The organism is Caballeronia sp. EK, from assembly GCF_014384845.1.
Classification (GTDB): Bacteria; Pseudomonadota; Gammaproteobacteria; order Burkholderiales; family Burkholderiaceae; genus Caballeronia; species Caballeronia jiangsuensis.
Genome location: NZ_JACSUE010000059.1, coordinates 1 through 3,506 on the forward strand (window position 1 = coordinate 1; position 3,506 = coordinate 3,506).

The 3,506-nt window shown below is 58.2% G+C and carries 3 protein-coding genes; all 3 read left to right on the forward strand.

Annotation, left to right across the window (positions count from 1 at the left end; all coding sequences use genetic code 11):
* A partial coding sequence (locus IAG25_RS40895) for an IS3 family transposase (RefSeq protein ID WP_187609864.1) occupies positions 1-1,147 on the forward strand: 1,147 nt, incomplete at its 5' end.
* A 74-nt stretch (positions 1,148-1,221) separates the two neighbouring features.
* On the forward strand, positions 1,222-2,076 hold the full coding sequence (locus IAG25_RS40900) for a tyrosine-type recombinase/integrase (RefSeq protein WP_187609865.1): 855 nt from the start codon (positions 1,222-1,224) through the stop codon (positions 2,074-2,076).
* A gap of 92 nt (positions 2,077-2,168) precedes the next feature.
* A complete protein-coding gene (locus IAG25_RS40905) occupies positions 2,169-3,188 on the forward strand; it encodes an IS110 family transposase (protein ID WP_187609866.1) in 1,020 nt (339 codons plus the stop codon).
* Positions 3,189-3,506 lie beyond the last annotated feature (318 nt).

Genomic DNA, 3,506 nt, shown 5'->3' on the forward strand with positions numbered 1-3,506 from the left:
CACCAGAGAGGAAAGCGCCAGCGTCGTTGCCAGGAGGGCGGGCGTGAGCAGGCCTCTGCTGTACAACTGGAAGAACCAGTTACTCGGTCAGGAGGTTCCAGCATCCATGAGACGCCAGAAGAAGCCAGCACCGAACCTTGAGCATGCGGAGCTGGAACAGCAGGTCGAATCGCTTCGACGTGACATCCGGAAGCTCGAGCTCGAGCGCGACATCCTCAAGAAGGCGAACGAACTGATAAAAAAAGAGATGGGCGGCAACCCGCAACTCCTGAGCAACCGGGAGAAGACGATGCTGGTTGACGCCCTGAAGCAAACCTATGCGTTGCCGGAGTTGCTTTCCGTGCTGGGGCTTGCTCGCAGCTCCTACTTCTACCATCGTGGACGCCTGCTATTGGCCGACAAGTATGCAGCCGCACGTGACGTCATCGCAAACATCTTCGAGCTCAATTATCGCTGCTACGGCTATCGCCGAATCCGCTCAGCACTAGGCAGGCACCAGGTATTTATCTCGGAGAAGGTCGTGCGACGTTTAATGCGGCAGGAAGGTCTGACTGCTGCTACAACCAGACGACGCCGCTACCGCTCCTATCGCGGAGAAATCAGCCCCGCGCCGGAGAACCTCATCAATCGCGATTTCCGTGCGGCCGCACCGAATCAGAAATGGCTTACCGACATCACCGAATTCCAGATCCCGGCGGGCAAGGTCTATCTGTCGCCGCTGATAGACTGTTTCGACGGTCTCGTCGTGAGCTGGACGATCGGCACGCGGCCAGATGCTGAACTCGTCAATACTATGCTGGATTCGGCCATCGAGTCGGCGGCTGATAGTAATGATCGGCCGGTGGTCCACTCCGATCGCGGTGCACACTATCGTTGGCCAGGATGGCTATCGCGGATGCGCGATGCCAGGCTTGTTCGATCCATGTCACGCAAAGGATGCTCACCTGATAACGCGGCCTGTGAGGGCTTCTTCGGCCGGCTCAAAACGGAACTGTTCTATCCTCGTGACTGGAGGGCTACGACCGTTGATGACTTCATTGAAGTCCTTGACTCGTATATCCGCTGGTACAACGCAACCCGGATCAAGGTCTCACTCGGCTCGCTGAGCCCACTCGAATACCGGGAAAGTCCTGGAATCGTAGCATAACCAGTCTAAGTTTTTAGCCGCACCCCCATCGCGGCGCTTCGCACACTGGGTCTTCCTTGGCCAGGAGGTCTGCAATGATCACCTTGCATTCAGCACTCGAGCAGTATTTGAGCATGCGACAGGGTCTCGGATACAAGTATCAGTATCAAGCACGGCGGCTCGCCGACTTTGTTTCTTTCATGGAAAGCCATAAAGCTGCGACCATCACGACCACGCTTGCCGTAGCTTGGGCGACCTTGCCGGTCGGCCGGCACGCCTCGTGGACATTGAGACTCACCGATGTGCGTGGCTTCGCCCGGCATGTCGCGAACATCAATCCGCGAACGGAGGTGCCACCTGTCGGGATCTTACCGTCCTTGAAACGTGCTCGGCCATATATCTATAGCGAAGCGGAGATCAACGCGCTATTGACGGCGGCGCTGGCCCTGCCGCCTGCAAAAGCACTGCGACGATGGACTTACTATTACCTGTTTGGGTTGATCGCGGTAACCGGTATCCGGCTATCCGAGGCAATCGGACTTCACCGCAGCGACGTCGACTTGGGCGAGGGCGTACTAACGATTCGACAGAGTAAGTTCGGCAAGTCACGTCTGGTACCCTTGCATCCGACGACCTGCGCCGCTCTTCGCTGCTACGCCGACCGGCGAGATGCTCATCTCAGGTCACACTGTGGGCCGCACTTCTTTGTGGCAGAGCGCGGCGGCGCCTTGCTTCATCAGTATGTTCATCGTGTCTTCTGGCGCTTATCCCGCGAGACTGGGCTGCGACGCGCAGGCGACCACTCGGGTCCCCGTGTTCACGACTTCCGACATAGCTTCGCCATCCGGACGCTTCTTGACTGGTATCGCGAAGGGCTCGATGTTGAGCAGCGGCTCCCGCTGATACAGAACGACAAATGGAATGAACGCCCCCACCTACCAGGTGGGTGACGCCGAGGAGGTGGACCCTCACGGGCCGACGGCATCAAAGTGCCCAAATGGAAGATCATTGAGGTCTTCACAGGCTAACCGGAGGGTCCGAAATGAAGTATACGACGGTCGGGGTGGACATCGCGAAGAACGTCTTCCAGCTTCACTGGGTGGATGCCGGCACGGGCGAGATTGTGAACAAGCAACTGAAGCGCGCCGCATTCCTCGAGCATTTTGCGAATCGCGAGCCTTGCCTCATCGGAATGGAGGCTTGCGGCGGTGCCCAGCATTGGGTACGGCGATTGATGGAGATGGGCCATCAGGTCAAGCTGATGCCGGCGAAGTTCGTCAAGGCTTTCAACATCGGCAACAAGAACGATCCTGCCGATGCTCGTGCGATCTGGATGGCCACGCAGATGCCGAGCAAGCCCGTCGCTGTGAAGACGGAAGCCCAGCAGGCCGTATTGGCGCTGCATCGGTTGCGGCAACAGAAGATCAAGTTCCGCACGATGCAGATGAACAGTCTGCGGGGCTTGCTGACAGAATACGGCGAGGTGATGGCCAAGAGCCGCGCCGCGCTGGACAAAGCGATTCCCGGGGTGCTGGCGAGGCTATCCGAGCGTCTACCGGCGATGCTGATCGACTCGTTACGCGAACTTTGGAATGACCTTGATCGACTCGACAAACAGGTCGCTGACATTGAACGACGTTTGCAGACGTGGATGAAAGAGGACAAGGCATGCAAGAGAATCGCCGCGATCCCCGGCGTTGGCCTGCTGACGGCGACGGCCACTGTTGCGACGATGGGTGACGCGAAGGCGTTCCGTTCCGGACGGGAGTTCGCCGCGTGGCTCGGTCTCGTACCAAAGCAGATCGGCACAGGCGGGAAGATCCAGCTATTGGGTATCAGCCGGCGCGGGGACACGTATGTGCGGACGTTACTGATCCACGGAGCACGCAGCGTGCTCTTCCATGGCAAGCACACCGGATCGTGGGCTGAGCAGTTGCAGAAACGGCGACCATCCAACGTGGTGACCGTAGCACTTGCCAACAAGATGGCCCGAACAGTCTGGGCAGTTCTCGCACATGGCACGCCGTACAACCAGCGGCACGTCAGTGCACGACCGGCTTGATCAGTAGAACCGTATGGAAGATTGAAGCTTGCAGGATGACGTCGAAAGGTTGCGTTGGCAATCGAGCATGATGACAAGACAGGTCGGACCTGAACTCGCTAAGCCTGAAAGATAATTTGAGCGCGTAGCTCGTGCGACAAATGAGGAGCGAGTCAGCGGATTTCATCGGGGCCCGCAGCGTACGAGGCTGCAATGAGGCTGATGGTATGGACTCCCGCCCCCTCCGGGGCGCACACTTCCGAAGCCACTTTTGGGAGACTCGAGATGCCTGCGCTTACCATCGGCCTTGATATTGCGAAGAACGTATTCCAAGTTTAT